The following is a 24,986-nucleotide window of genomic DNA, read 5'->3' on the forward strand; positions in this document are numbered from 1 at the left end:
TTACCGGGGCTACTCGATATGGGTGACTTGATACCAGGCCGACAATTGATGCCGGGTGACTTGATACCGGGACGACAAGTTTCTGGCGCCAGGGAAGTTACTCCACATCCAGCAGCCATTTTTGCGCCGGCGTCAGGCGGCTGGCTGTTTCCGGCTTTAACCAGCGTCGCTGATCTTGCTGCGCATTGTCCTGACGGTCGATGTATAAACCGTGCAGCACCCGTCTTCTGCTGCCGGTGGTATTACAGGTTCCGCCGTGCCAGGTATGTGCGTTATAAATCATCACGCTTCCCGCCGGGGCGGCAAATACCACCTCCTCCGGGTGCGGCAGTTCCGGGTCGCTCAGGACCTCTTCGGGCAGCTCCGGACGTAGATGCGTGCCGGGAATAATTCGCGGAGCGCCATTCTCAGCGCTTAAATCATCGATCGCCCAAATGGTATTCACCAGATGCACTTTGGGAAAATCGGGACGCGGTTTTTTCCAGTCGGCGTGTAGCGGCTGGTGGCCGCCGTTAACCCGCGCCTCGCGCGCATTCAGACTGGACACTTTAAAGTCGCCCTGAAAAATATAGCGGCAGGCCGACAGCACCAGCGGATGAGACCACACCTTCTCCCAAATCACCCCTTTATTCACCAGATTGGCAATCCGCGTCGCAGTCGCCTCCTGATGGTGTTCCATGGCCAGGTTGTCCCCTTCGCTCTCGACAAGCACGTCGATGAGCTCGCGCATCGCCGCCAGCCACGCCGGGTCGGCCAGATGATGCACCACGGTGTAGCCAAGCGTATCCAGCTCCAGTTTCATTTTATCGGATAAGGCGATGTTGGCGCCAAGGGCATCCAGATAGACAGCAGATTGATGTTCCATATTTTTTCCTTAACCTTTCGATAACACGAAATAAACTCTAATCGTCGGCCAGGGGAAATACATGAGGCGATTCCTACGAAAAACTGGACATCCGTACGCGGGGAGACAAAGTGTGATGTTCATCAAACTCTGAGCTGCAGACGGCCGCAGGTCGGCTCTGCACGTTCAATCAGGCTATCTAAAAGAGATCTGCGGGTATGAAATAGATTATATTCAACGGGATAATAGTTCGCTCTCGGGGTGAAGGATGATTGAAGATCTGCCGGATATTTTAAATCGTCTGATCAATCAGAAAGACAGGCTGTGGGTCAGGTTCCCGGAACCGGATATTTCGCTCCCGGAACTGGCCTATCAGGTCGCATTTCCACGTCTGGAAATTGTGCTGGAGGGGGAGCTGCGGGAGAACGGCTTACCCTTGTCCGATATGCGGCTGGTAACATCGCAGGTGCTTTATGTACCGGCGGGAAAATGGACCTGTCCGCAGTGGACCGGTCCGGCATCGACCTTAAGTATCTTATTCGGCAGGCAAAAACTGGGGTTTTGCATCCAGCGCTGGGACGGCAAACAGCTGCGAACGGAGAAGCAAAGCGTCGCCCGCCTGGGGCCGCGCGTAGGCTCTTATCTGCTGCTGGCGCTGAACGAAATATGTCTGCAGCCAGACCCGGCCACCGCCCGGCTTGTGGTGTCAGCGCTGCTGAGTCACTGCCTTGAACAGCTGGTCGGACTGGAGATGCGGGTCAGCCGCAGCCGCGATCTGTTTATGGCGGTACAGGATTATCTGGAGGAGAATCTCAGCCAGCCATTAACCCGCGAATCGGTGGCGAAACGTTTTCATATCACGCCAAACTACCTGTCGCACATTTTTCAGAAATCAGGTTCCGTCGGCTTTAACGAATACCTGACCCGCGTGCGGCTGGAGCAGGCCAAAAAACTGCTGCGGGGCTACGATTTAAAAGTCAAAGAGATTGCCCACAACTGCGGTTTTGTCGACAGCAACTATTTTTGCCGGGTGTTTAAACGCTACACCGAACGCTCGCCTTCCGAATATCGCCGCCACTGCCGCAGCGTGCAGCAGGGATAGCGGCCTCAGGATGCAGCCCACTCCACGCGTCCGCGGCCGTTATGTTTAGCCTGGTAGAGCGCCTCATCCACCTTCTTAATAAACACATCCTGCGGCTCATCTTTTTCACGCATGCCGACGCCAATGCTTACCGACAGCGGATAATCGTGATTAATCAGAATCGAGCGGACATTCTCCAGAATCGACTGCGCCAGCTCGCGCACCTCTTCGGCCGACATCCCGTCAACAATAATGGCGAACTCTTCGCCACCAATCCGGGCCGGCAGAATTTTATCGCTGGTTAATTTTGCCAGCTGTTTACCCAAGGCGAATAGCACCTCATCGCCCACCAGATGGCCGTAGGTATCATTGATCTTCTTGAAAAAATCGATATCCAGAATCATCAGCGCCAGCTGGTGGCCCTGTTTTTCCCGGATGGTATCAATGAAAAAGCGCCGGTTAGGCAGTTGGGTCAGCTCGTCTTTTAACGATTGAGAACGCGCGTCGACATACAGCACGTTAATACGCTCGATAATTTTGTAGATGCCGATGGTCGTCATCAGCATGCCGGAGAGGCGGAGCAGATCTTCGCAGTAATAGCCCATCCATTTCGGCTGGACAAATATTTCGTCCATGAAATCAAAGGTGCCGCCGGCTATCCAGAGCAGCAGTCCGTTGCGCACCCAGTTCACCGCGACATGGCTCATTCTGACCTTTGCCGAAATCCATAGCATAAACACCAGGAACAATAGGGCTAACAGATCAATATACAGCCCGGCGTTGGTGAAGATGAGGTCCCATGAAGCTAAGGGTTTTGAAATCACTACGCACAATGTGGAAACGGCGATAATCACCAGCAATGCGGGGAAAAGGTTCATCCAGGAACGGGAGGACTGCGCATTTATATTAATATTCTTTTCTGAATTCAGCATCGGCACGTCTCTCGTCTGCAGCAAATCTTTTCACAAGGTAGCATAACGACCAGGGAATTTTCAGCGAGTAAAAATGATAATTATCTGAGGGTTAAGGGTATCATCGATGCTTGACAAGAAGAGCAGACTGACCCCGCGGAATTATTCCAACTGACTACCAATCCATGGCGACGGGGTCAGTGCCGCGGATGGTATAGAGTTCATCATCCGCACATTTAGCATTTCGTGCTATTTTCGGGTAAGAATCCCCCTTCGCTGCCGCCGCTCGCCGGCCTTCAGCGCGGCGCATGCGCGGAGGATACCGCACATACGCCGGTCGGGACGACTTAAGCTTTTTCGGCCAGCGCCTGCGTCGCGCGGCGAAATGCCGCAATAGCCAATGCCACATCGTCGACGGTAACGGATTCGGCGGGATGGTGGCTGACGCCGCCTTTGCAGCGCACAAACAGCATGCCTACCGGCCAACGTTCGGCGATGGCGATCGCATCATGCCCGGCGCCGCTCGGCAGGGACAGCGAGCGCCCCTGAACCTCGTTGACGGCTTGCGTCAACACCGTCTGCAACCGCCGATCGCAGGCGGTTGCGGCGATGTGATAGAACGTTTCGGCGGCAAAGTGCAGATGGCGACGGGCGGCTATCGTCTGCGCGGCGTCCAGCAGCGTGGTGAGCAGCGCATCAAGCGGACCATCCTGCGGGCCGCGAATATCCAGAGTCAGCGCCACCTCGCCGGGAATGACGTTAACCGCGTCCGGGGCGCAGCGCAGCGTCCCCACCGTAGCCACCAGGTCACCCCCGTGCTGCCGGGTAGTCGCCTCAATGAGCACCATCCATTCGGCGGCGGCGGCCAGCGCATCCCGACGCTGGCTCATCGGCACCGTTCCGGCATGGCCCGCTTCGCCGGTAAAACGGCAGTTCAGGCGGCGGGCACCGTTGATCGCCTCCACCACCCCGAGCGCCAGCTCCGCTTGTTCAAGACGCGGACCCTGCTCGATGTGCAGCTCCAGATAGCCGGCGATATCCGCTGTCGGGCGCGCCGCCAGGCTGACTCCCGCAGGGTCAAGCCCGGCCTGCACCATCGCCTGCGCTACGCTTATCCCTTGCGCATCGGTCTGCGTCAGCCAGCTCTCTGGCCAGCTTCCCGTCAGGCCACGGCTGCCCAGCAACGTAATCCCGAAACGGGTCCCCTCCTCATCGCAGAAACCGACGATCTCTATCGCTTTCGCCAGACGACGCCCCTGCTGATGCAGGCTTTCCACCACATCAATCGCCGTGAGCACCCCCAGCATGCCGTCATAGCGCCCGGCATTGCGTACCGTATCCAGATGAGACCCCAGCAGAATGGCCGGTGCCCCCTCCTGTTCGCCTTCATAACGCCCGCAAATGTTGCCGACACTATCCTGCCAGACGGTCATGCCCGCCTGCGTCATCCAGCGCGCCACCTGCTGATTGGCCTGCAAATGCTGCGGCGAGAGATACACCCGGGTCAGCCCTTCGGCCGTTTCGCTGATCGCAGCCAGCACATCGGCGCGGGCCATCACCCGCTCCGCGGCCGCCATCATCTCCGCCTGCTGGCGTGCTGATTGATTCATCGCGCACTCTCGCTGTCATAGTGATCCCACGCCGCCTGCATCGCCGCCCCCTGGGTGGTAGAGAATTTCAGGTAATTCAGTACCGACTCCAGAGCGCTGAGCGTGGTCAGCACACAATCTTTCCGCGCGTTGTAACCCATAGTGCCGATGCGCCACACTTTGCCGTGCAGCGGGCCAAAGGAGGTGCCAATCTCAATACCAAAATCCTCCAGCATCAGCTTGCGGACCTGGTCACCGTTGACACCCTGCGGAATCACGACGCCGAGCACGTTGTTCATCTTATGTTTCAGGTCGCCGAAGGTCTCCAGCCCCATCGCCTGAATACCCTTGAGCAGCGCATCGCCATGCAGCTTGTGCCGGGCAATCCCCTGATCCAGTCCCTCCTGCAGAATCAGGCGCGCGCATTCGCGGGCGCCGAACAGCGCCGATGTGGCTTCGGTGTGGTGATTCAGGCGTTCCGGCCCCCAGTAGTCCATCACCATACCGAGGTCGAAGTAGTTGGAGTAAACCATCTCATCCACGCCATCAAGATGGGCGTCGGTACGGATCCCCTCCTCCACGCATTTGCGGCGGCGAATCACCGCCTCCATGCGCGCGCTGAGGGTAATCGGCGAGGTGCCAGACGGGCCGCCGAGGCATTTCTGCATCCCCGCCGATACCGCATCCAGCCCCCAGGCATCGGTCTCCAGGGGGTTACCGCCCAGCGAGGCGGTCGCGTCGGTGTAAAACAGCACCTCGTGACGACGGCAGATATCGCCCAGCTCCGCCAGCGGCTGAAGCATAGTGGTCGAGGTATCGCCCTGCACCGTCAGCAGCAGGCGCGGGCGCACGCGTTTGATGGCGTCTTCCACCTGGTCGGGGGTGAAGACTTCGCCCCACGGGACCTCAATGGTGTGAACCTCGGCGCGACAGCGGCGGGCGATTTCGCACAGCAGATGGCCGAAACGGCCGAATACCGGCACCAGCACCTTATCGCCGGGACGAATAGCCGACACCAGAATCGCTTCGATTCCCGCGCGCGAGGTGCCGTCCACCAGCATCGTCCAGCGGTTTTCGGTACGGAACACCCCGCGGTACAGCGCCATGACCTCATTCATATAGTGGGTCATCGCCGGATCGTACTGACCAATCAGCTGGCTCGACATGGCGCGCAGCACGCGCGGGTCGGCGTTAATCGGCCCCGGCCCCATCAGCAGGCGCGGCGGCGGGTTGAGTTGCGAAAATTGAGCGATATCCATTTTAGAATCCTTTGATTAATTCAGGCCGCGAACGGAGGAGATAAACTGCTTCAGTTCATTGGTCTGCGGGTTGGCAAACAGCGTTTTACTGTCGCCCTGTTCCCAGACCCGTCCCTGATGCATAAACACCACCCGATCGCCCACTTCACGGGCAAAATTCATTTCATGGGTGACGAGAATCAGCGTCATGCCCTCGGCGGCCAGTTGCTCAAGCACCTTGAGCACTTCGCCCACCAGTTCAGGATCCAGCGCCGAGGTAATCTCGTCACACAGTAACACTTTTGGCGACATCGCCAGCGCGCGGGCAATCGCCACCCGCTGCTGCTGGCCGCCGGAGAGGCTGGAGGGATAATAGTCCAGCCGATCGCCAAGGCCGACCTTCTCCAGCATCCGCTGCGCCAGCTCGCGACATTCGGCGGCGCTTTTTTTCAGCACCCGTCGCGGCGCCAGCATCACGTTCTCCAGCGCGGTCATGTGCGGAAACAGGTTAAAATTCTGGAACACCATCCCGACGGAACGGCTGATCTCGCGAGCCTGCGAATCGCGGTCGGTGATGGTCATGCCCCCCAGTTTGATGCTGCCGTCCTGATAACCTTCCAGCCCGTTGATGCAGCGCAGCAGCGTGCTTTTCCCCGAGCCGCTACGGCCAATAATCGAAATCACCTCGCCCATCTCGATGTCCAGATCGACACCTTTCAGCACGTGGTTGTCGCCGTAGTACTTCTGCATCTGATTAATGGTGATGAGAGGCATTGAATTTATTCTCCAGATAGCGGCTGTAGCGGGACAGCGGGTAACACAGAATGAAGTAGCCCAGCGCCACCAGCGCAAAGACTTTAAACGGCTGATAGGTGACGTTGGTCAGCATCGTGCCGGCTTTGGTCAGCTCGACGAAGCCGATAATCGACGCCAGCGCGGTGCCTTTCACCACCTGCACCGCGAACCCCACGGTGGGCGCAATGGCGATACGCAGCGCCTGCGGCGCAATGACGCGAAACAGCGTCTGGGCGAAATTCAGCCCCAGACAGCGCGATGCTTCCCACTGCCCTTTCGGCAACGCGCGGATGCTGCCGAACCAGATATCGAGTAAAAAGGCGCTGGTGTAGAAGGTCAGCGCCATCGACGCTGCGGTCCACGGCGAAACATCGATGCCGAACAGCGCCACGCCGAAGAAAGCCAGAAACAGCTGCATCAGCAGCGGCGTTCCCTGAAACAGTTCGATATAACCGCGGATCAGGCGCTTGACCTGGCGTCCGCCGGTCAGGCGCAGCAGCAGCAGCGGCAACGTCACCAGCGCGCCGCCGAGAAACGCCACCAGCGACAGCAGTACCGTCCAGCGTCCGGCCAGCAGCAGATTGCGAATAATGTCCCAGTCAGTAAAGGTGGCCATCATGCCTGCACCCCCAGCCATTTCCGCCCTGCCGCCATCAGCAGCTGACGCATTGTTATCGACAGCGCTAAGTAGATCCCCGTCGTCACCAGATAGACCTCAAAGCTCAGAAACGTCCTCGACTGGATCAGGTTGGCGGCAAAGGTCAGCTCTTCATAAGAGACCTGAGAAACCACCGACGATCCCAGCATCACGATAATGCACTGACTGACCAGCGCCGGGTAAATCCGCTGTAGCGCAGGCGGCAACACCACCCGGATAAAAGTCTGCGTGCGGCTCAACCCCAGCACGCGTCCGGCCTCCCACTGGCCTTTGGGCGTCACCTGGATCCCGGCGCGGACTATCTCGGTACTGTAGGCGCCCAGATTGACCACCATCGCCAGCAGCGCGGCTTCGCCCGCCGTCATCTTGAGCCCGAGGTTAGGCAGCCCAAAGACGATAAAAAACAGCTGGACCACAAACGGCGTGTTGCGAATAAGCTCCACATAACCGCCCCAAATCCGACTGAACCACGATGGCCGCCCGCTGCGAATGGCGGCGCCGAAAATACCGATAGCCAGACCGCCGACCGTTGCCATGACCGTTAGCTGAATGGTCACCCACAGCCCGGCCAGCAGCTCCGGCCAGTGCGGCCAGAGCGCAGAAAAATGAAGTTGTTCCGTCATTCACTGACCTTATGCGGCAAAGTCGGCGGGCAGCGGCGCTTTCAGCCACTTCTCAGACAGCCCGTTCAGAGTGCCGTCTTTCAGGCCCTGCTCAATCAGCGCATCCACTTTGGCTTTCAGCGCCGGTTCATTCTTTTTCAGACCAATCACGCACGGCGAATCTTTCAGCATAAAACTCGGTACCGGCGCTTTCGCCGGATTCTGGCGGGCGATCGCCGCCACCACCAGGTTCCCGGTCGCCACGTACTGCACCTGGCCGGAGAGATACGCCGACAGCGTGGTGTTGTTGTCTTCGTAGCGTTTAATCTGCGCCTCTTTCGGCGCGATACCGGTCAGCACCATATCTTCCACCGCACCGCGGGTCACGCCGATGGTTTTGCCGCTCAGCGCCGCCGCCTCTTTGACCTCCGCCCCTTTCGGGCCAAACACGCCGAGGAAGAACGGCGCATAGGCGCGGCTGAAATCAATCACCTTCTCGCGCTCGGCGTTCTTGCCGAGGCTGGAGATAACCAGGTCAACTTTATCGGTTTGCAGATAAGGCACCCGGTTGGCGCTGGTCACCGGCACCAGCTGCAGTTTGAGCTTCATCTGACTGGCAAGATAACGCGCCATATCGATGTCATAACCCTGCGGCTGAAGATCGGTTCCCACTGAACCGAACGGCGGAAAATCCTGCGGCACCGCGATGCGAATCACGCCGCGCTTTTCGATATCCTGCAACTGGTCGGCTTTTGCCGCTGTGATTTGCGTGAACAGACAAGCGGCTCCGGCCAGAGCGATCAGCAGTTTTTTCATGATGTTTACCCGTTACGTTAGTATGAAACAAAAGATTCTTTAAATAAACTTCTGCAACTAATGTGCCAGATACAAAAAATGCGGGGGCCATCAAGAAAAGTGCAAGAAAAGAGAGGGGAAACAGGATATAGCGGAGAATAGTGGGAAAACGGCGCTCATTTCCCCACTACTTTATCGCACCAAAACAGAGCAAAGCACCAACCTGAGGCCCCATTATCGTTGCTCAAGCTCGTCCAGCTGCTGATAGAGGGTGGCGATATCGTGGATGCGCGGGCGGCCTTTATCGAGAATTTCGTGCAAAAACGCATTCGCCAGCAGGTTGATCAAGCTGTTTACCGAGCTGTAGCTGTCGTAGGCCGAAACGCTATCCAGAGGGGCGCACAGCTGCCAGCGGGACAGCGGAAACAGGCTGTATGCCTGCGGTTCGCAGATCAGCACTACCGGAATAGCGCGCTGCTGGAGCTGCTGCAGCAGCGGGCGGATGATGCGCGGACGGCGGCGAAAGGCCATGACCACCACCAGATCGTCCGCCGTCAGATCCACCAGCTCCTCGCTTAAGCTCTGCCCCGGCTGCGGCAGAACCTGTACCTGCCCGCGCGCCTGTAGCAGCTGCTGGCGCAGATGCAGCGCCACCGGCCAGGAGTTGCGCATGCCGATGATCGCAATGCGCCGGGCGTTGACCATCCCGCTGATCGCCTCGGCAAACTGCTGCGCGTCAAGCGCATTGACCCACTGCGTCAGGTTCGCCATCTCCTGTTTATAGTGCCGCGCCAGCAGGGTGTTACCCTGCACCGCATCGCGATGATCGGTCAGCGGCATTCCGCTCTGGCGTAAGGTGCGCAACTCATCGCGCATATCCTTATATTTTTCGTAGCCCAGCCGCTTAAACAGACGGCTCACCGTGGCTTTTGACACCCCGCTCAGCTGCGCCAGCTCGGCGCTGTTATAGCTAATCAGGTCATCGAAGTGATCGAAAATAAAATCCGCCACCCGCTGTTCCTGAGGCGACAATGAGGCATATTGCCCTTTCAAGCGTTCATCCAGTTGTTCCATACAGCCTCTGTAACTTTTGTTTCATCAAACTATACATGATGTGAGCCCTTTCATAATGCATGCCAGTTTAAGAAAAAAGCGCCATCTCCCCCGACGAATGAAACTTTACGCTCAAAGTGGAACAGCTTTTGCAGCGCTGAGATTACGTTTGGATCATGAGGACAACCCATGCAGAGTAATGTATCCGCCCACGGGATGGCGGTCGCCCCGCACCATCTGGCCAGCCAAAGTGCGGTTGCCGTGCTGCGCGAAGGCGGCAGCGCGATAGAAGCCATGGTCGCCGCGGCGGCCACCATTGCGGTGGTTTACCCACATATGAACGGCCTGGGCGGCGATGGCTTCTGGCTTATCGTGCCGCCAGAGGGCGAACCGATAGCCATTGATGCCAGCGGCGCGGCAGGTTCGCTGGCCACGCCAGAAGCCTACGCCGGGCTGGCGCAAATTCCGCACCGCGGGCCGCAGGCGGCGCTGACCGTCGCCGGGACCGTCAGCGGCTGGGATGAAGCGCTCAAGGTCTCGCAGACCCTGACCGGAAAAGCGCTGCCGCTGGCGCGCCTGCTGGAGGATGCGATTCGCTATGCCGCGGACGGTACGCCGGTGACCGCGTCTCAGTCCAGTGCCAGCGCCGGAAAACTCGCCGAACTCCATGACCTGCCAGGTTTTGCGGAGACCTTTCTGGTCAACGGACAACCGCCGGTCGCCGGTAGTCGGTTTCGTCAGCCCGCGCTGGCCTCGACGCTTCAGCAACTGGTCGATGATGGCCTCGACAGTTTTTATCGCGGCCCGCTGGCCCGGCGTCTGGCTGCCGGGATGGCGGCCTGTGGCCTGCCCATTACCCTTGCCGACCTGCAACAGCATCGCGCCCGCCGCCCTGCGCCGCTGAAGCTTCAACACCAGCACGGCGAACTGTGGAACCTGGCACCGCCCACGCAGGGACTGGTCTCGCTGGCGATCCTCGGGATTACCGACCGGCTGGCGATGCACGATGCCGATGACGCGCAGACCGTGCACCGTATCGTCGAGGCTACCAAGCAGGCTTTCGGCCTGCGCGATGCCCACATTACCGACCCCCGCCATCTCGACGTGGATATTCAGAGTCTGCTCGACCCGCAGGCGCTCCAGGGGATGGCCGATAACATCGACGATCGGCAGGCCGCTCCGTGGGGGGCGGGAAAAGGTCCCGGCGATACCGTCTGGATGGGGGTGATGGACAGCAGCGGGCTGGCGGTCTCCTTTATTCAAAGCCTGTATCACGAATTTGGCAGCGGCGTGGTGCTGCCGGATAGCGGGATCGTCTGGCAAAACCGCGGCGCCTCGTTCAGTCTCGACCCCGCGCATCTGCTGGCGCTGGCGCCAGGCAAACAGCCGTTTCATACCCTCAATCCCGCCGCCGCACGCCTCAACGACGGCCGGGTCATGGTTTACGGTTCAATGGGCGGAGACGGCCAACCGCAAACTCAGGCGGCCATTTTCACCCGCTATATCCTGCAGGGCGTCCCGCTACAGGAGAGTATTTCGCGCCCGCGCTGGCTGCTGGGGCGAACCTGGGGACAAACCTCAGACTCACTGAAGCTGGAAGGCCGCTTCACGCCAGAGAGCATCGCCCGCCTGCGGGCGCTGGGTCATGACGTGGAAGTGCTGGCCGATTATAGCGAAGCGATGGGTCACGCCGGCGCCATCGTCCGCCATCCCAACGGGCTGTTTGAAGGGGCGGCCGATCCGCGCAGCAACGGCTCCGCCGCCGGTTATTAGGAGACGAAGATGAAGCATAACGTAAATGACTGGCACGCTTATCTGGCGCAAATGGAACACCTGCTGGCGCTGGAGCTGGACGACACCAGGCGCAGCGAACTTCAGCTCCAGTTCGCGCGCATTGCCGCCATGGCTGAGCCGCTGATGGCCTTTCCCCTCGATGAACGCCTGGAGATAGCCGGAGTATACAAAGCATGACGCTGACTGAGATGACGATTGCTGATATTCAGCGCGCGCTGGCCGACGGCGAGCTGAGCGCCAGAGAGATTGCCCGCCGCACCCTGGACGACATGGCGCAGGTTAACCCGCAGATTAATGCCTGGACGCAGATCACCGAACGCCGGATGCTCGCCGAAGCCGGGCAGATTGATGCGCTGCGTCGAACCGGCCAGCCGTTACCGCCGCTGGCGGGGGTCCCCTACGCGGTAAAAAATCTGTTCGACGTTGCCGGGGAAACCACCCTCGCTGGCGCCCGGCTGTTCAGCGAGCGCCCGCCTGCCGCCAACGACGGTTGGGCGGTGCGGCAGATCTGCGCGGCAGGCGGCCTGCTTAGCGGAATGGTCAATATGGACGCCTACGCCTACGGGTTCACCACCGAAAACAGCCACTACGGCGCCACCCATAATCCGCACGATCTGCAGCGCATCGCCGGCGGATCTTCCGGCGGGTCGGCAGCGGCGGTCGCCGCCGGGCTGGTTCACTTCGCTCTGGGCAGCGATACCAACGGCTCGATCCGCGTCCCGGCTTCCTTATGCGGCATTTTTGGCCTGAAACCGACGTTTGGCCGCCTGTCGCGCGCGGGCAGCCATCCGTTCGTCGCCAGCCTCGATCACATTGGCCCGTTTGCCCGCTGCGTCGACGATCTGGCGGCGGTGTACGATGCCTTACAGGGACACGACCCCGACGATGACGCCCAGGCGGATGCAGCCATTGCTCCTACTCGCCAGCGGCTGGAACGCGGGGCGGAGGGTCTGCGCTGCGCGGTACTTGGCGGCTATTTCAGCGACTGGTGCGATAACGATGCCCGTGCCGCCGTGGCACGCGTGGCGCAGGCCCTTGAGGCCCGCGAAGAGCATGTGTTCCCCGAGGCGGAGCTTGCCCGTTCGGCGGCGTTTATCATCAGCGCCGCCGAAGGGGGCAATCACTATCTGCCGGCGCTGCGGCGTGAACCGGCACGCTTTGAACCGAACTCGCGGGAACGCCTGCTGGCCGGGGCGATGATTCCTTCGGCGTGGTATCTGCAGGCGCAGCGTTTTCGCCGTCATGCCCGGGAGGCGATAACATCGCTGTTGCGCCACGCCGATGTGCTCATCGCCCCGGCGACGCCGTGCAGCGCCACCCTTATCGGCCAGCAAACCATGACGATCAACGGCGAGATGCTGCCCGTTCGCGCCAGTATGGGCATGCTCACCCAACCCATTTCGTTCCTCGGCCTGCCGGTGGTCACGGTCCCGCTGCGAACGGCATCCAACCAGCCCATTGGCGTGCAGCTGATTGCCGCGCCGTTTAATGAACTGGCCTGTCTGCGCGCCGCGCGCGCCCTCGAACAAGCGGGCATCACCGAGGCCCGCCCTGCGGAGAGAGCAGTATGATCAATCAGGATAATATTAACCGGCCGCGCGTGCTGGCCGAGGTCACGGCCGCCTTTTATCGCTACGAAGAGGCATTGATCAGCAACAACATTGCGGTGCTGGATGAGCTATTCTGGCACGATAAACGAACGGTGCGCCTGGGGGCCGGCGAGAATCTCTACGGTATTGACGAAATTCGCGCCTTTCGCGCCGCCCGTCCGGCGGCGGGGTTGCAGCGCGAATTACGCCACACCGAGATAGTCACCTTCGGCGAGGATTACGCGGTATGCAGCACCGAGTTCACCCGCGACGGGAGCGAGCGGATTGGCCGCCAGCAGCAAACCTGGGTCCGCTTCCCCTATGGCTGGCGGATTGTCGCCGCGCAGGTGAGTCTGATGAGCTAACCCGGCGCTGAGCCGGGCTCGCGGGGAACGCACTACCCCCGGAATGGATGAACTTCGCGCCAGTGCCCGGCTATCTGCTGGCGCGTACAGACCCACACCCGCTCATGCTGCTGGACATAATCGAGGAAACGCTGTAGGGCGCGGAAGCGCCCCGGCCGCCCCAGCAGACGGCAGTGCATGCCAATGGACATCATCTTCGGCGCATCTTCCCCCTCTTCATACAGCACATCAAAGCTATCTTTGAGGTAGGTATAAAACTGCTCGGCGGTGTTGAAGCCCTGCGCGGTGGCAAAGCGCATGTCGTTGGCGTCGAGGGTATAGGGGACTATCAGATGCGGCTTGCGCGAACCGTCGCCGCACTGCACTTCGGTCCAGAAGGGTAAATCATCGCCGTAGTAGTCGCTGTCGTAATCGAAGCCGCCGTGTTCCACCACCAGCCGCCGGGTGTTGGGGCTGTCCCGCCCGGTGTACCAGCCGGTTGGCGGCTTGCCGAACAGATCGCTTAAGACCTGCACCGCCTTGTGCAGATGCTCGCGCTCCGTGTCGATATCCATATGCTGATAGTGGATCCACCGCCAGCCGTGGCTGACGACGTCGTAGTCGGCGGCTTTGATCGCCGCGACGATATCGGGGTGGCGCGCGAGGGCCATCGCTACGCCGAACACCGTCAGCGGCAGCCCGCGTCGGCTGAACTCCTGATGAATGCGCCAGAACCCGGCGCGGCTGCCGTACTCATACAGCGAGTCCATCGACATGTGCCGGTCCGGGTAGCTCGCGGCGCCGATAATATCGGAGAGAAACTGCTCGGAACCGGCGTCGCCATGCAGAACATGGTTTTCCGCCCCCTCTTCATAATTGAGGACGAACTGCACGGCAATCCGCGCCTGGTTCGGCCATTGCGCGTGCGGCGGCTGACCGGCGTATCCCCGCAGGTCGCGCGGGTAATTCTGTGCTGCTGACGTCATCTCCCACCCCTTAAATTGCAAATGTATTGAATGTCTGAAATTTACCGCTCAGGGCTTTGCCTTCCGGGAACGCTAAGTCGCCGCGTTTGCTGGTCGACAGCCCCAGCGCCACCAGCGACTCCACCATCTTCACCGCCGCGCTGACGCCATCGATGACCGGCACCTGCAGTTCCCGCGTGAGCGCCTGGGCCAGGGTCGCCATTCCGCCGCAGCCCAGCACGATGGCGCCGCAGCCGTCCTCTTTTAATGCCTGGATACAGCGCGCGCGCACCTGCTCCTGCGCCACGCCGCTACCGTCCTCCAGCGCCAGCACCGGCAGATCGATGGCGTGCAGCCCGGCACAGTGGTCGTAAAAGCCATATTGATGCAGCAGATGGCGGGCGATAATCAGCGTACGCGGCAGCGTAGTCACTATCGAGAAGCGCGTGGCCACCAGCGTCGCCATATGCATCGCCGCTTCGGCAATGCCGATCACCGGCCCCTGCGCCAGCTCGCGGGCCGCCAGCAATCCCGGATCGCCGAAACAGGCGATCACGTGGCCCGCAACGCCCTGCTGACGGCCGGCCTGAATCTGCTCCAGCACGCCGACGGCGGCAATGGCCTCATCAAAATGGCCTTCGATCGATGGCACGCCCTCCCGTGAAGAGACTGCCATAATCTCGGTCCCCGGTGCCGCCGCCATGCGGGCGGCGGTTGCGATGGTGTCGGTCATCCCGGCGTTGGTGTTGGGATTAATCACTTGTATACAAATAGCGGTCATCAGGACTCCTTGTCGCCGGCAAAGAGCCGGGCAAAATCAGGCAGGCATTCGCCAGCCCGCTCAAAGCAGAGGCTGGCAACGATATGTTCAAAATGGTGCGTTAACGCCGCGCTCAGGGGCGGCAGCGCTTTCTCGCGCAGCAGCTGGACGAGCTGCTGATGATCGTCGCAGCGACAGCCCTGGCGCCACGGCGCCCCCCATGCCGCTATCACTAAGGAAGAGCGTTGGCTCAGGCGCGTCACCATGTCGGTGAGGACCTGATTACCGGAAATAGCCTGCAGCTGAATATGAAATTCGGCGGAAAAGCGAATCGCCGCCGGGCCATCACAGGTTTCATGCGCCTGTTGCTCCTGGCGAATAATCGCCTCCAGCGCCGCCAGGTGCGGCGGCTGACAGTGGGCGATGACATCGGGCAGGTTCGCCACCTCCAGCAGCGTGCGGGTGCGGAAGATCTCCCGCGCCTCTTCCACCGTCGGACTGGCGACATGTGCACCACGTTTGGGCGTTAAGGTCACCATTTGCACAGCATTGAGTCGTTGCAGCACCTTGCGGATCCCGGTCCGGCTCACGCCGAAGACCTCGGCCAGCGCCTCCTCCGGCAACTTGCTGCCCGGCAGCAGCTGATGTTCGACGATGGCGGTCATCAGGGCCTGATAGATGGATTCATCCTTGTCATGCGGCGCTTCTGCGGCCTGCTGACGGTTTTCATTACGCATTCACCCACTCCGAATTTCACTTTTCGATAGCTAATCGTACACATAAAATAAATTTATTGTATACAAGATTAATGATTCTGGCCTGAATCCTGCAACAGCCTCAACCAGTAACGTAAAAGAGTTTTCATTCAGAGGAGCAGGTTTCATGCCAAACAGACAACATACCCATCAGGTTAAGGCCGCTGACTCCACCGTCGGCTACAGTCCACGACTGTGTAACGAGGATCTGGCGCCGACGCGCGACCAGAACTGGAGCTGGTACAACATCTTTTCTTTCTGGATGTCCGACGTCCATAGCATGGGGGGCTACGTGGTGGCGGCGAGCTTCTTCACCCTCGGGCTGGCCAGCTGGCAGGTGCTTCTCTGCCTGCTGGTGGGAATTTGTATCGTCCAGCTGTGCGCCAACCTGGTGGCGAAGCCGAGCCAGATGGCGGGCGTACCCTATGCGGTCATCTGTCGTCAGGCATTTGGCGTCTTTGGTGCCAATATCCCGGCGGTGATCCGCGGTCTTATCGCCTTCGCCTGGTACGGTATTCAGACCTATCTGGCGGCCAACGCGCTGATGCTGGTGCTGCTCAAGTTCTGGCCTTCGCTGACAACATTAACCGCAGCCACCTTCCTTGGTCTGTCGCATCTCGGATGGCTCTGTTTCGCCACCATGTGGCTGCTGCAGGCGATGGTCTTCTGGCACGGGATGAGCGCCATTAAGCGCTTTATTGATGTCGCCGGTCCGGCGGTCTACGTGGTAATGCTGGCACTGGCGGGCTGGATTGTATACAAAACCGGCTTCGACGGTATTTCCTTTACTCTCGCCAGCAAATCGCTGACCGCCGGCGAACAGACCTGGCAGATGATCACCGCCACCGCGCTGGTGGTCTCCTACTTCTCCGGCCCGCTGCTGAACTTCGGCGACTTCTCGCGCTATGGCAAGAGCATGGGCGAAATCCGTCGCGGCAATCGCTGGGGTCTGCCGTTTAACTTCCTGCTGTTTTCGATAGTCACCGTGGTGATTGTCTCCGGCACCCAGTCGCTGTTCGGCCGGATGATCACCGACCCGATTGAAACCGTCAGCCGCGTGGGGAACGATCTGGCGGTAGCCATTGGTCTGCTGACGATGATTACCGCCACCATCGGGATCAATATTGTCGCCAACTTTGTCTCACCGGCGTTCGACTTCTCCAACTGCTCACCGCAGAAAATCAGCTTCCGTACCGGCGGCATGATCGCCGCGGTCGGTTCCATTCTGCTGACACCGTGGAACCTGTTTAACTCCCCGGAGTTGATTCACTATACGCTGGATGTGCTGGGCGCCTTTATCGGCCCGCTGTTTGGCATTCTGATTGTCGACTTCTACCTGATTAAGCGCGGCCAGGTGTCTGTCGACGACCTGTTTGATGACTCGCCGCAGGGCCAGTACTGGTACCGCAACGGCTTTAACCCGAAAGCCATCGCGGCGCTGCTCCCGTCGGTGGCAATCGGCCTGGTGATTAGCTTTATCCCGGCCCTGCATGAAGTGGCGAACTTTAGCTGGTTTATCGGCGTCTTCCTGAGCGGCGCGGCCTACCGCTGGATCGCCCGCGACGATCGCGCCCCCGCCGCATCGCGTTTTAGCGCCCGACCGCTTGCCCAGAAAGAGTAATCCCTCCCCTGTGCCGCGGCGATGCACCGCGGCATATCCTCTCCGGCAAACTGGCATTAATATTGCTCAATATTAATGCCCCTCTCTGGAACAAAGAAGGTTGTCCTGATGATTGAGTACCATACCGCCGTTCGTGGCGCCTTTTTCGATATCGCCGCAGTCGCCGACAGCGCCGACGATATCGCTCGCCATGCGCGCTATCTCGATGATGGCGTGCTGTTTATCCAGCAGGGAAAAATTCAGGCGCTGCTGCCGTGGCAGGAGGGCGAGCAGCACCTGGATCCGCACACCGGCTATCTCGATCTGCGCGGACAGCTGCTACTCCCCGGTTTTGTCGATGCCCACGTACATTATCCGCAAACGGAGATGATTGGCGCCTTCGGCGAGCAGCTGCTGGAGTGGCTGACCACCTACACCTTTCCGGTGGAGAGTCAGTTTGGCGATGCGGCGTATGCCGCGGAGATCGCGCAGTTCTTTATCAACCAGCTGCTGAGCCACGGCACCACCACCGCGCTGGTGTTTTGTACCCTGCATCCCGAATCCGTCGAAGCGCTGTTTAGCGAAGCCCTGCGGCTGAATATGCGCCTGCTCGCCGGTAAAGTGATGATGGACCGCCACGCCCCGGACTATCTGAGCGAAACGGCGGAGCAGAGCTACCGGCAAACCCGCGAGCTTATTCAGCGCTGGCACCATCAGGGTCGCCTCGGCTACGCCATCACGCCGCGTTTTGCCGCTACGTCGACACCGGAGCTGCTGACGGCGGTCCAGCGCCTGCGGGAAGAGTTCCCGGATACCTGGCTGCATACCCACCTGAGCGAAAACCTCAATGAGATAGCGTGGGTGAAAAGCCTGTGGCCGGAGCATGAGCACTATCTTGATGTGTATCACCACTATCGCTTGACCGGCGAACGCAGCGTATTTGCTCACGGCATCCACCTCGCCGACGCTGAGTGGCAATGTCTGCACGAGACCGGCTCGGCGATCGCCTTCTGCCCGACCTCAAACCTGTTTCTCGGCAGCGGTCTGTTCCGCCTGCCCACCAGCTGGCAACGGAAAGTGCGCATCGGCATCGGCAGCGACGTCGGCGCGGGAACGACCTTCAGCATGCTACGCACTCTGGGTGAAGCCTATAAAGTGGCGCAGCTGCAAAGCTATCGTCTGCGCGCCAGCGAAGCTTTTTACCATGCCACGCTGGGGGGCGCCCGCGCGCTGTGTATTGATGACAACATTGGCAACTTCCAGCCGGGAAAAGAGGCCGACTTTGTCGCCATCACCCCAGCAGTGACGCCGTTGCAGCGCCTGCGCCTCTCCCGCTGTCAGGATATTTACGAACAGCTGTTTGTTCTGATGACGCTGGGTGACGAACGCAATATTCACCAGACCTGGGTCAACGGCGAATGCGTCTGGCAGGCACAGGCGCAGTGAGTAAGCCCGGCCCGCTGCCGGGCGTCGGCGCGCTCAGCTTCCCCGATAGGTTGACCAGCCGCCCGGGGCAATCAGGAACGGCAGATGGAAATGCTCATCCGCCTCCTCGGCAATCACAAAATCAATCTGCGCGCACAGATACAGCGTCTCGAGGCCACCGCGGGTGAACCAGTCGCCCGTCTCCGCCACCAGCCGATAGCGGCCGGCGGCCAGTTTGCCCGGCGCCAGCGACGCGATGCGCCCATTTTCATCGGTGATGCCGCTGTCGATGGATTGCCCTCCCCGCAGCAGGTTGACCGCCACCCCCTGCGCAGGCTTGCCGCTGGAAATATCCAGAATATGGGTACTTAACGTATTCATTCGCCAATGACTCCCGTTAGTCGTAATAAGGTAATTTCACGGAGCTGCGCCAGCGCCGACGCAACCTCTTGCGCCGGGTTGTGGTTCAGCCGTTGCGTCAGCGCCTGCAGTATCTCCTCCCCGCTGCGGCCTTTGGCGCGAATCAGAAACACCCGGCCAAAGCGCGCCTCGTAGCGAGCGTTGCCCTCCGTTAACGCCTGGATGAGCGAAGCGTCCCGATCGTTGACCGCCGCCTGCTCCTGCCGCGACAGCGCGGCATGACCGTGCCGGGCTGCGGGTTTTTCGCCAATTCGCGGGTGTGCGCTCAGCGCCAGATCCAGCTCCGGCTCGCCCCATGTCAGCGAGGTTTGCTGCGCAACGGCGTGCAGCGCCGCAAGGTTCGGGTAGGGCCGGGCCTGCACCAGCGCCGTCACCCAGTCGTCAATCGCCACGCACGGTTCCAGCAGACGCGCGGCCTCGTCGCGAGGCAGTTGATTAAAGTGGCTGAGCGGAATCATCGTCCCTCCCGGCCGCCGCCCCACGCTGCCGGGCCGCAAACTGACGGTTGTTTTTGTTTTGCGACATCATCATTTCCCCCGTTTCACATCAACGTTGTCTGCACAAAGCACAAAGCACAAAACAGGCCAGAGTCGCGCCGTGGGGCGCGCTAAGTTCAATAACCGATTGTTTATTAATGATAGCCACCTCATATCGTTGCTGCTTCCCCGCTCCTCTGCCGTCCACCGCTGATGAAACATTCGGTTCCATCATCACCCTTAAGAAATTTTTAGTTCATAAACTGACGGTTGCCACCCTCTGACGCACCAGATGGGTGCGAAACGTCGCCCTCTTGTCGCCGCAACGCCGATTTTGGTGCTTTGCGCAAGCTGGTACGTAAATTGCTCGCCTCCTTTACGACGTAATGTAAGGAGAACAGCATGAAAGCATTAGTGATTGGCGCCGGTATCGGCGGCCTGAGCGCGGCGGTGGCCTTGAAGAAGGCGGGAATCACCTGTGAAGTGTTTGAGGCGGTGAAAGAGATTAAACCGGTCGGCGCGGCGATCTCCATCTGGCCAAATGGCGTGAAGTGCATGAAAAATCTCGGCATGGGCGAGATCATCGAAACCTACGGCGGCCCGATGCACTTTTTAGCCTATAAAGAGTACCAGGGCGGAGAAACCCTGACCCGCTTTAGCCTTGCTCCGCTGGTTGAACGCACCGGCGGCCGCCCCTGCCCGGTGTCACGCAGCGAACTGCAAAGAGAGATGCTCAATTTTTGGGGGCGCGAGGCGGTGCAGTTTGGTAAACGGGTAACCCGTGCGCAGGAAAATGCCGACGGCGTCACCGTCTGGTTTAGCGACGGGACCACGGCCCACGGTGATTTTCTGATCGCCGCCGACGGCAGCCGCTCGGCGCTGCGCCCCTACGTACTTGGCCATAAGCCCGAACGCCGCTATGCCGGTTATGTCAACTGGAACGGACTGGTGGATATCGATGAGAGCATTGCGCCAGCGGATCAATGGACCACCTTCGTCGGCGAAGGCAAGCGCGTCTCGCTGATGCCGGTGGCGCAGGGACGTTTCTATTTCTTCTTTGATGTTCCGCTGCCCGCCGGTCTGGCCGAAGACCGGCACACCCTGCGCGACGATCTCCGCCGCTACTTCAGCGGCTGGGCGCCAGCGGTACAAAAACTGATTGCCGCTCTCGATCCGCAGACAACCAATCGCGTGGAAATCCATGACATTGAGCCCTTCGATACCCTGGTTCGCGGCAAGGTTGCGCTGCTCGGCGACGCCGGACACAGCACGACCCCGGACATTGGTCAGGGCGGCTGCGCGGCGATGGAGGATGCGGTGGTGCTTGGCGATATCTTCCGGGAAAATCGCGAGATTGTTTCCGCGCTGCGCCAGTACGAAGCGCTGCGCTGCGCGCGCGTGCGCGACCTGATACTGAAGGCGCGCAAGCGCTGCGATATCACGCACGGGAAAGATATGGCCCTGACCCAGGCGTGGTATCAGGAGCTCAAAGAGGAGACCGGGGAGCGGATTATCAATGGCCTGTGCGAAACCATCCAGGGCGGCCCGCTGGGTTAACCTCCGCCGACGGTTTGCATCTCCTCCATTACCGCCGTCAATTTTTGAATCGCCATTTGCGCCGGGCGAGACAGCTGGCGCGATGGCGCCGTACACAGCGCCAGCGTCAGCGGCCGCAGCAGCTTATTGCGCAGCGGAATAAACGCCAGTTGACCACTTTTCACCTCATCCAGCACATCCAGCAGGCTCAGAACGGTCACGCCGCTGCCTTTCAACGCCAGCGATTTAATCAGCCGGATATCGTTACAGCGGATGCTGTTGGCCGGGCTAAAGTCATAATGGCGATAGAGCATGCCAACGCGTTCGTGAATCATCAACGGCGCGCCGGGGACGATATGGCGCTGCTGGCTGAGCTCCCCCAGGGAGAGCGCGGGCGCATTCGCCAGGGGGTTATCCGGGCGCATGACGATGCCCATTTCCAGCTCAACAAACGCCAGCACGCTCAGTCCCGCCTGGCCTTCCGGGTCAAGAATCAGGCCGAAATCAAGATCGGCCTGGCGGACTTTTTCACTGACCGTATGGCTGTCGGCCACCTGTAAAACCAGCTCCAGCCAGTCCCAGGTGCTGATGATATCGGCCAGCGCCGCGGCAAAACTGCCCTCCGCCAACGCCTGCACCATTCCGACGCTGACCGTTCCACGCTTAAGCCCCTGCAGCTCGTCAAACTTTTGCCGGGTCAGGCGAAACTCTTTTTGCCAGCGCAGCAGATTGTCATACAGCAGCTCGCCGGCGGTCGTCATCCGTAACCCTTCCGGCAGCCGTTCGAACAGCGGCGTCCCCAGTTCCTCTTCGGCCTGCAGGATCTGGCGATTGATCGCCGAAGCCGAAATATGCAGCTTTTCAGCGGCCCGACGCAGGCTGCCGCTGCGGGCGACTTCGGCGAAATAGAGCGCAAAACGCGAAAACGGACTCATGCCGACCCTGTCCTCTTTTTTGCAACGGGTGAGTGAATTAATGCTTATGGATGTCAACACCCTAATATGACAACAATAAACTCACAACAATTAAACAAATGAATTTTGTGAGCAGGAAGGAAAATCATGACCAGAGCCGCGCCAACGCCCCCCGCCCATTGCACTTTCGATCCTGAAGACTGGCTACGCCTGGCCCGCTGCTGGCATCCGGTCGCCCGCGCCGAAGATATTGGCGCCGCGCCGGTGAAAGCGGTGCTGCTGGATGAACCGCTGGTTATCTATCGCATTAAGGGCCAGGTCGTGGTCGCGCGCGACGTCTGCCCGCACCGCGGCGTGCCGCTGACGCTGGGCTTCCATGATGAAGAAGGGATCGTTTGCCCCTATCACGGCCTGCGCTTCGGGGAAGATGGCCGCTGCAACCGCATTCCCTCCAGCCCCGATCGACCGGTGCCGGCGAAGCTTAACCTCACCTGCTACGCGGTCGAAGAGCGCTACGGGCTGATCTGGACCTGCCTGGCTTTCGATGCGGAAAACCCGCCGCCGCTGCCCACCCTTCCTCACTGGGACGATGAAGGCTTTCAGCAGATCAACTGCCCGGCCTTTGAGGTCAACGGCTTTGCCGGTCGCCAGGTCGAGGGGTTTCTCGATGTTGCCCACTTCGCCTGGATCCATACCGACACCTTTGCAGATCCCGATAATCAGCTGGTTCCCGACTATATCCCGCAGGAGACCCCCTTTGGCTTCACCGCCGATTACTGGAGTTCGGTCGGCAATTACCCGGCCAGTTCTCAATTTCGCGCGCCGGACGGCTTCCAGTGGCTGCGCCATTTTGAGTTGCACCTGCCCTTTACGGCGACCCTGACCATCCATTTCCCCGGCGAGGCCCGGCTGGTTATCATGAATGCCGCCTCACCGGTCTCATCGCGGGTAACCCGAATGTTTGCCCCCATTGCGCGCAATTTTGACCTGCATGTGCCGGTCGAAGAGGTGCATGCCTTCAACCTGCGCGTGTTCGAAGAGGACCGTCTGATGGTGGAGACCCAGCGTCCGGAGCGGTTGCCGCTGGACTTAACGCTGGAGGCGCATATTCCCGCCGATCGCAGTTCAATCGCCTATCGTCGTAGCCTGAAGAAAATGGGCTTTGGTGAGTTTTTCCTGGTGTAAAGGGAGAAGAGTGATGAGTGACGTACTGAAGGTGGTTGTCGATGGCCTGTGGCGCGAGGGGGACAGAAGTCTCGCCATCAGATTGTTAGCCCAGGACGGCAAACCGCTTCCCGGCTGGCTGCCGGGGGCGCATATTGACGTTCATCTGCCCTGCGGGATCATTCGCCAGTATTCGCTGACCGGTCCCCACGGCGAAGCGGGCGCCGGTGCTTATCTGATCTGCGTTAGCCGGGAGAGCGCTTCCCGCGGCGGGTCACGCTATATCCATGAGACGCTGCGTCCGGGTCAGACGCTGCTTATCTCCCCGCCGCGCAATCTGTTTACGCTGCAGCCTGCGCGACGAGTCACGCTGCTGGCCGCCGGCATTGGCATCACGCCGCTGTATACCATGGCGCTGCATCTCGCGGCGGCAGGCACGCCATTTGAGCTGCATTATTACGTTAAACGGCGGAAAAATGCGGCCTTTGTCGGCGAAATGGCAAAAACTTTCAGTCATAGCAGCTGGGTGGTCCATTGTTCAGATGAAGGGCAAAGTCCGCGCACATCGTTAGCAGATACGCTGGGCGATACGCACGCCGGGCACCATCTGTATCTCTGCGGCCCGTCGGGTTTTATGGCTACCGCCCGGCGGATCGCGGCGGAGAAAAACTGGCCCGAGGCGCAGGTTCACAGCGAAGCCTTCCAGCCGCTGAAGACCGCCGCGAGCGAACATCAGGATACGTTTACCGTCACCCTGGCATCGTCGGGCGAAACGTGGCCGGTCCCGGGCGATAAAACCATTGCCCAGGTGCTTCAGGAAAATGGCGTCGCCGTGCCGCTCTCCTGCGAAATGGGGATGTGCGGCGCCTGTCTGACCCCGCTGATGGCCGGTCAGGCCGATCATCGTGATACGGTTCAATCCGAGGCCGAGAAATCTGCTGCCGTGCAGCAGATAGCCCTGTGCTGCTCCCGCAGCCACTCGGCCAACTTACTGATTGATTTGTAATTTTTTTGCCTCTCCGGGGTCTGATGACAGTGCACAGCCGGATCTCAGACGCCGGGTCTGCCCCCTCTCCTGCTCATCAAATAAAATTCATTTAAATCAAAAAGATACAAAATTATGCCATTCATTCATAATTAAGATAAAAATTATTCATTTCCTTTCTGAATCAATCATCGCCATATTTGTATGACAAATTAATTCACAGCAACAGGCCGCGCCAATATCATGGTAACGACACTGCAAGAGAAACAGATTCAGGCGCAAAACCTGCAGGAGCGGGGATTGTTGCGCCGCGCCCTGGCGCTCTGGAACGAAATAGCGCGATCCGATGACAGCGAGCTGATGCCGCTAGCCCGGGACAAGCAACAGGAGATTGCCGCCCTGCTGGCGCAGCAAAAAGTAGAGAAAGAAGCTGCGAAATATCACTGCCGATCCCATGTCGAGGCCGATCGGCAATGCATTCTGACGTATCTGCGTAACGGTTTGAAACCGCGGGAAATTGAAGGGTTAACGCGGCGTTCCAGTGCGTTTATCTACAGCTGCAAAAAGCTGCTGGCCGGAGAATAGCCGCACGAGGCGACGATAGCTGGCCAGCTTTCTGGGTATTGCAGCGTATAGCGCCGTGTCCAGACAGGTGTCCAGGATCCCCCGAAACACCAACCATAATATGGAGTT

Annotated in this window: 26 protein-coding genes; 11 read left to right on the plus strand and 15 right to left on the minus strand. The window is 59.8% G+C overall.

What is annotated here, in order from left to right; translation table 11 throughout:
* Positions 1-97 precede the first annotated feature (97 nt).
* Positions 98-865 (minus strand): phytanoyl-CoA dioxygenase family protein, encoded by a 768-nt coding sequence (locus CWM52_RS15870; protein WP_100684966.1) that lies wholly within the window; start codon positions 863-865, stop codon positions 98-100.
* 247 nt (positions 866-1,112) lie between these two features.
* On the opposite strand from CWM52_RS15870, the gene CWM52_RS15875 reads away from it, so the two are divergent.
* A complete protein-coding gene (locus CWM52_RS15875) occupies positions 1,113-1,946 on the plus strand; it encodes a helix-turn-helix transcriptional regulator (RefSeq protein ID WP_100684967.1) in 834 nt (277 codons plus the stop codon).
* Between the two features lie 5 nt (positions 1,947-1,951).
* Here CWM52_RS15875 and CWM52_RS15880 read toward each other — a convergent pair whose 3' ends face one another.
* From CWM52_RS15880 to hpxU, 8 genes are all read right to left on the minus strand, one after another.
* Positions 1,952-2,857 carry a GGDEF domain-containing protein gene (locus tag CWM52_RS15880; protein ID WP_100684968.1) on the minus strand — a complete coding sequence of 302 codons (906 nt, stop codon included), beginning with the start codon at positions 2,855-2,857 and terminating at the stop codon, positions 1,952-1,954.
* Positions 2,858-3,183: 326 nt separating this feature from the next.
* Positions 3,184-4,446, minus strand: coding sequence for an allantoate amidohydrolase (gene hpxK, locus CWM52_RS15885; RefSeq protein WP_100684969.1), 1,263 nt, complete (start codon positions 4,444-4,446; stop codon positions 3,184-3,186).
* Positions 4,443-5,684 (minus strand): pyridoxal-phosphate-dependent aminotransferase family protein, encoded by a 1,242-nt coding sequence (locus tag CWM52_RS15890; RefSeq protein WP_100684970.1) that lies wholly within the window; start codon positions 5,682-5,684, stop codon positions 4,443-4,445. Before CWM52_RS15890 ends, hpxK begins: the two co-directional genes overlap by 4 nt.
* Positions 5,685-5,699: 15 nt before the next feature.
* Positions 5,700-6,437 (minus strand): amino acid ABC transporter ATP-binding protein, encoded by a 738-nt coding sequence (locus CWM52_RS15895; RefSeq protein ID WP_004860340.1) that lies wholly within the window; start codon positions 6,435-6,437, stop codon positions 5,700-5,702.
* Positions 6,418-7,074, minus strand: a complete 657-nt coding sequence (locus CWM52_RS15900; RefSeq protein ID WP_160704063.1) for an amino acid ABC transporter permease — start codon at positions 7,072-7,074, stop codon at positions 6,418-6,420. The genes CWM52_RS15895 and CWM52_RS15900 overlap by 20 nt, the downstream gene beginning before the upstream one ends.
* Entirely contained in the window at positions 7,074-7,739 is a 666-nt protein-coding gene (locus CWM52_RS15905) for an amino acid ABC transporter permease (protein ID WP_100684972.1), read from the minus strand. Before CWM52_RS15905 ends, CWM52_RS15900 begins: the two co-directional genes overlap by 1 nt.
* A gap of 9 nt (positions 7,740-7,748) precedes the next feature.
* A complete protein-coding gene (locus CWM52_RS15910) occupies positions 7,749-8,534 on the minus strand; it encodes a transporter substrate-binding domain-containing protein (protein ID WP_100684973.1) in 786 nt (261 codons plus the stop codon).
* Between the two features lie 213 nt (positions 8,535-8,747).
* Positions 8,748-9,587, minus strand: coding sequence for a MurR/RpiR family transcriptional regulator HpxU (gene hpxU / locus CWM52_RS15915; protein WP_100684974.1), 840 nt, complete (start codon positions 9,585-9,587; stop codon positions 8,748-8,750).
* Positions 9,588-9,755: 168 nt separating this feature from the next.
* Here hpxU and hpxW point away from each other — a divergent pair, with 168 nt between their 5' ends.
* The 4 genes from hpxW to hpxZ are packed head-to-tail and all read left to right on the plus strand — an operon-like array spanning position 9,756 to position 13,314.
* Positions 9,756-11,339, plus strand: coding sequence for an oxamate amidohydrolase (gene hpxW, locus CWM52_RS15920; protein WP_100684975.1), 1,584 nt, complete (start codon positions 9,756-9,758; stop codon positions 11,337-11,339).
* 9 nt (positions 11,340-11,348) lie between these two features.
* Positions 11,349-11,537 carry an oxalurate catabolism protein HpxX gene (hpxX, locus tag CWM52_RS15925; RefSeq protein ID WP_100684976.1) on the plus strand — a complete coding sequence of 63 codons (189 nt, stop codon included), beginning with the start codon at positions 11,349-11,351 and terminating at the stop codon, positions 11,535-11,537.
* On the plus strand, positions 11,534-12,931 hold the full coding sequence (locus CWM52_RS15930; RefSeq protein ID WP_100684977.1) for an AtzE family amidohydrolase: 1,398 nt from the start codon (positions 11,534-11,536) through the stop codon (positions 12,929-12,931). The genes hpxX and CWM52_RS15930 overlap by 4 nt, the downstream gene beginning before the upstream one ends.
* Positions 12,928-13,314, plus strand: a complete 387-nt coding sequence (gene hpxZ / locus CWM52_RS15935) for an oxalurate catabolism protein HpxZ (protein ID WP_100684978.1) — start codon at positions 12,928-12,930, stop codon at positions 13,312-13,314. Before CWM52_RS15930 ends, hpxZ begins: the two co-directional genes overlap by 4 nt.
* Positions 13,315-13,346: 32 nt before the next feature.
* Here the strand turns inward: hpxZ and puuE are convergent, their stop codons facing one another.
* The 3 genes from puuE to CWM52_RS15950 are packed head-to-tail and all read right to left on the minus strand — an operon-like array spanning position 13,347 to position 15,755.
* The gene (gene puuE, locus CWM52_RS15940) at positions 13,347-14,279 is read right to left on the minus strand and encodes an allantoinase PuuE (protein WP_100684979.1); all 933 of its coding nucleotides are present in this window, start codon (positions 14,277-14,279) and stop codon (positions 13,347-13,349) included.
* A gap of 10 nt (positions 14,280-14,289) precedes the next feature.
* Positions 14,290-15,039 (minus strand): allantoin racemase, encoded by a 750-nt coding sequence (gene hpxA, locus CWM52_RS15945; RefSeq protein WP_100684980.1) that lies wholly within the window; start codon positions 15,037-15,039, stop codon positions 14,290-14,292.
* On the minus strand, positions 15,039-15,755 hold the full coding sequence (locus CWM52_RS15950; protein WP_100684981.1) for a GntR family transcriptional regulator: 717 nt from the start codon (positions 15,753-15,755) through the stop codon (positions 15,039-15,041). The genes hpxA and CWM52_RS15950 overlap by 1 nt, the downstream gene beginning before the upstream one ends.
* A 145-nt stretch (positions 15,756-15,900) precedes the next feature.
* Between CWM52_RS15950 and CWM52_RS15955 the strand changes: the two genes are divergently transcribed.
* Both CWM52_RS15955 and guaD read left to right on the plus strand, forming a co-directional pair.
* Positions 15,901-17,394: an NCS1 family nucleobase:cation symporter-1 gene (locus CWM52_RS15955; RefSeq protein ID WP_100684982.1), complete on the plus strand. Its 1,494-nt coding sequence runs from the start codon at positions 15,901-15,903 to the stop codon at positions 17,392-17,394.
* Positions 17,395-17,502: 108 nt separating this feature from the next.
* Complete coding sequence (guaD, locus tag CWM52_RS15960) at positions 17,503-18,819, plus strand: guanine deaminase (RefSeq protein ID WP_100684983.1); 1,317 nt, start codon at positions 17,503-17,505, stop codon at positions 18,817-18,819.
* 33 nt (positions 18,820-18,852) lie between these two features.
* Here guaD and uraH read toward each other — a convergent pair whose 3' ends face one another.
* Positions 18,853-19,179 carry a hydroxyisourate hydrolase gene (gene uraH, locus CWM52_RS15965; protein ID WP_100684984.1) on the minus strand — a complete coding sequence of 109 codons (327 nt, stop codon included), beginning with the start codon at positions 19,177-19,179 and terminating at the stop codon, positions 18,853-18,855.
* Positions 19,176-19,676, minus strand: a complete 501-nt coding sequence (gene uraD / locus CWM52_RS15970) for a 2-oxo-4-hydroxy-4-carboxy-5-ureidoimidazoline decarboxylase (protein WP_100684985.1) — start codon at positions 19,674-19,676, stop codon at positions 19,176-19,178. Before uraD ends, uraH begins: the two co-directional genes overlap by 4 nt.
* A gap of 420 nt (positions 19,677-20,096) precedes the next feature.
* Between uraD and hpxO the strand changes: the two genes are divergently transcribed.
* Entirely contained in the window at positions 20,097-21,251 is a 1,155-nt protein-coding gene (gene hpxO, locus CWM52_RS15975) for an FAD-dependent urate hydroxylase HpxO (protein WP_100684986.1), read from the plus strand.
* Here hpxO and hpxR read toward each other — a convergent pair.
* Complete coding sequence (gene hpxR, locus CWM52_RS15980) at positions 21,248-22,165, minus strand: LysR family hpxDE operon transcriptional regulator HpxR (protein ID WP_100684987.1); 918 nt, start codon at positions 22,163-22,165, stop codon at positions 21,248-21,250. The genes hpxO and hpxR overlap by 4 nt on opposite strands.
* A gap of 126 nt (positions 22,166-22,291) precedes the next feature.
* Here hpxR and hpxD point away from each other — a divergent pair, with 126 nt between their 5' ends.
* The 3 genes from hpxD (at position 22,292) to CWM52_RS15995 (ending at position 24,878) form a co-directional block, all read left to right on the plus strand.
* Positions 22,292-23,329 (plus strand): molybdenum cofactor-independent xanthine hydroxylase subunit HpxD, encoded by a 1,038-nt coding sequence (hpxD, locus tag CWM52_RS15985; protein ID WP_100684988.1) that lies wholly within the window; start codon positions 22,292-22,294, stop codon positions 23,327-23,329.
* 13 nt (positions 23,330-23,342) lie between these two features.
* Complete coding sequence (locus tag CWM52_RS15990) at positions 23,343-24,314, plus strand: PDR/VanB family oxidoreductase (protein WP_100684989.1); 972 nt, start codon at positions 23,343-23,345, stop codon at positions 24,312-24,314.
* A gap of 222 nt (positions 24,315-24,536) precedes the next feature.
* Positions 24,537-24,878: a hypothetical protein gene (locus tag CWM52_RS15995; RefSeq protein ID WP_100684990.1), complete on the plus strand. Its 342-nt coding sequence runs from the start codon at positions 24,537-24,539 to the stop codon at positions 24,876-24,878.
* Positions 24,879-24,986 lie beyond the last annotated feature (108 nt).

Origin of the sequence: Raoultella sp. T31 (assembly GCF_002806725.1) — a bacterium.
GTDB classification, from domain to species: domain Bacteria; phylum Pseudomonadota; class Gammaproteobacteria; order Enterobacterales; family Enterobacteriaceae; genus Klebsiella; species Klebsiella electrica.

Excerpts from the sequence above, each read along its gene's own strand:
- hpxA (WP_100684980.1), bottom strand. The coding sequence starts at position 15,039 with ATGACCGCTATTTGTATACAAGTGATTAATCCCAACACCAACGCCGGG.
- hpxW (WP_100684975.1), top strand. The coding sequence starts at position 9,756 with ATGCAGAGTAATGTATCCGCCCACGGGATGGCGGTCGCCCCGCACCAT.
- hpxX (WP_100684976.1), top strand. The coding sequence starts at position 11,349 with ATGAAGCATAACGTAAATGACTGGCACGCTTATCTGGCGCAAATGGAA.
- hpxZ (WP_100684978.1), top strand. The coding sequence starts at position 12,928 with ATGATCAATCAGGATAATATTAACCGGCCGCGCGTGCTGGCCGAGGTC.
- hpxU (WP_100684974.1), bottom strand. The coding sequence starts at position 9,587 with ATGGAACAACTGGATGAACGCTTGAAAGGGCAATATGCCTCATTGTCG.
- CWM52_RS15995 (WP_100684990.1), top strand. The coding sequence starts at position 24,537 with ATGGTAACGACACTGCAAGAGAAACAGATTCAGGCGCAAAACCTGCAG.
- CWM52_RS15875 (WP_100684967.1), top strand. The coding sequence starts at position 1,113 with ATGATTGAAGATCTGCCGGATATTTTAAATCGTCTGATCAATCAGAAA.
- hpxD (WP_100684988.1), top strand. The coding sequence starts at position 22,292 with ATGACCAGAGCCGCGCCAACGCCCCCCGCCCATTGCACTTTCGATCCT.
- CWM52_RS15880 (WP_100684968.1), bottom strand. The coding sequence starts at position 2,857 with ATGCTGAATTCAGAAAAGAATATTAATATAAATGCGCAGTCCTCCCGT.
- hpxO (WP_100684986.1), top strand. The coding sequence starts at position 20,097 with ATGAAAGCATTAGTGATTGGCGCCGGTATCGGCGGCCTGAGCGCGGCG.
- CWM52_RS15930 (WP_100684977.1), top strand. The coding sequence starts at position 11,534 with ATGACGCTGACTGAGATGACGATTGCTGATATTCAGCGCGCGCTGGCC.
- uraD (WP_100684985.1), bottom strand. The coding sequence starts at position 19,676 with ATGATTCCGCTCAGCCACTTTAATCAACTGCCTCGCGACGAGGCCGCG.
- CWM52_RS15890 (WP_100684970.1), bottom strand. The coding sequence starts at position 5,684 with ATGGATATCGCTCAATTTTCGCAACTCAACCCGCCGCCGCGCCTGCTG.
- CWM52_RS15905 (WP_100684972.1), bottom strand. The coding sequence starts at position 7,739 with ATGACGGAACAACTTCATTTTTCTGCGCTCTGGCCGCACTGGCCGGAG.
- uraH (WP_100684984.1), bottom strand. The coding sequence starts at position 19,179 with ATGAATACGTTAAGTACCCATATTCTGGATATTTCCAGCGGCAAGCCT.
- CWM52_RS15910 (WP_100684973.1), bottom strand. The coding sequence starts at position 8,534 with ATGAAAAAACTGCTGATCGCTCTGGCCGGAGCCGCTTGTCTGTTCACG.
- puuE (WP_100684979.1), bottom strand. The coding sequence starts at position 14,279 with ATGACGTCAGCAGCACAGAATTACCCGCGCGACCTGCGGGGATACGCC.
- CWM52_RS15870 (WP_100684966.1), bottom strand. The coding sequence starts at position 865 with ATGGAACATCAATCTGCTGTCTATCTGGATGCCCTTGGCGCCAACATC.
- CWM52_RS15955 (WP_100684982.1), top strand. The coding sequence starts at position 15,901 with ATGCCAAACAGACAACATACCCATCAGGTTAAGGCCGCTGACTCCACC.
- hpxK (WP_100684969.1), bottom strand. The coding sequence starts at position 4,446 with ATGAATCAATCAGCACGCCAGCAGGCGGAGATGATGGCGGCCGCGGAG.
- guaD (WP_100684983.1), top strand. The coding sequence starts at position 17,503 with ATGATTGAGTACCATACCGCCGTTCGTGGCGCCTTTTTCGATATCGCC.
- hpxR (WP_100684987.1), bottom strand. The coding sequence starts at position 22,165 with ATGAGTCCGTTTTCGCGTTTTGCGCTCTATTTCGCCGAAGTCGCCCGC.
- CWM52_RS15990 (WP_100684989.1), top strand. The coding sequence starts at position 23,343 with ATGAGTGACGTACTGAAGGTGGTTGTCGATGGCCTGTGGCGCGAGGGG.
- CWM52_RS15950 (WP_100684981.1), bottom strand. The coding sequence starts at position 15,755 with ATGCGTAATGAAAACCGTCAGCAGGCCGCAGAAGCGCCGCATGACAAG.
- CWM52_RS15895 (WP_004860340.1), bottom strand. The coding sequence starts at position 6,437 with ATGCCTCTCATCACCATTAATCAGATGCAGAAGTACTACGGCGACAAC.
- CWM52_RS15900 (WP_160704063.1), bottom strand. The coding sequence starts at position 7,074 with ATGGCCACCTTTACTGACTGGGACATTATTCGCAATCTGCTGCTGGCC.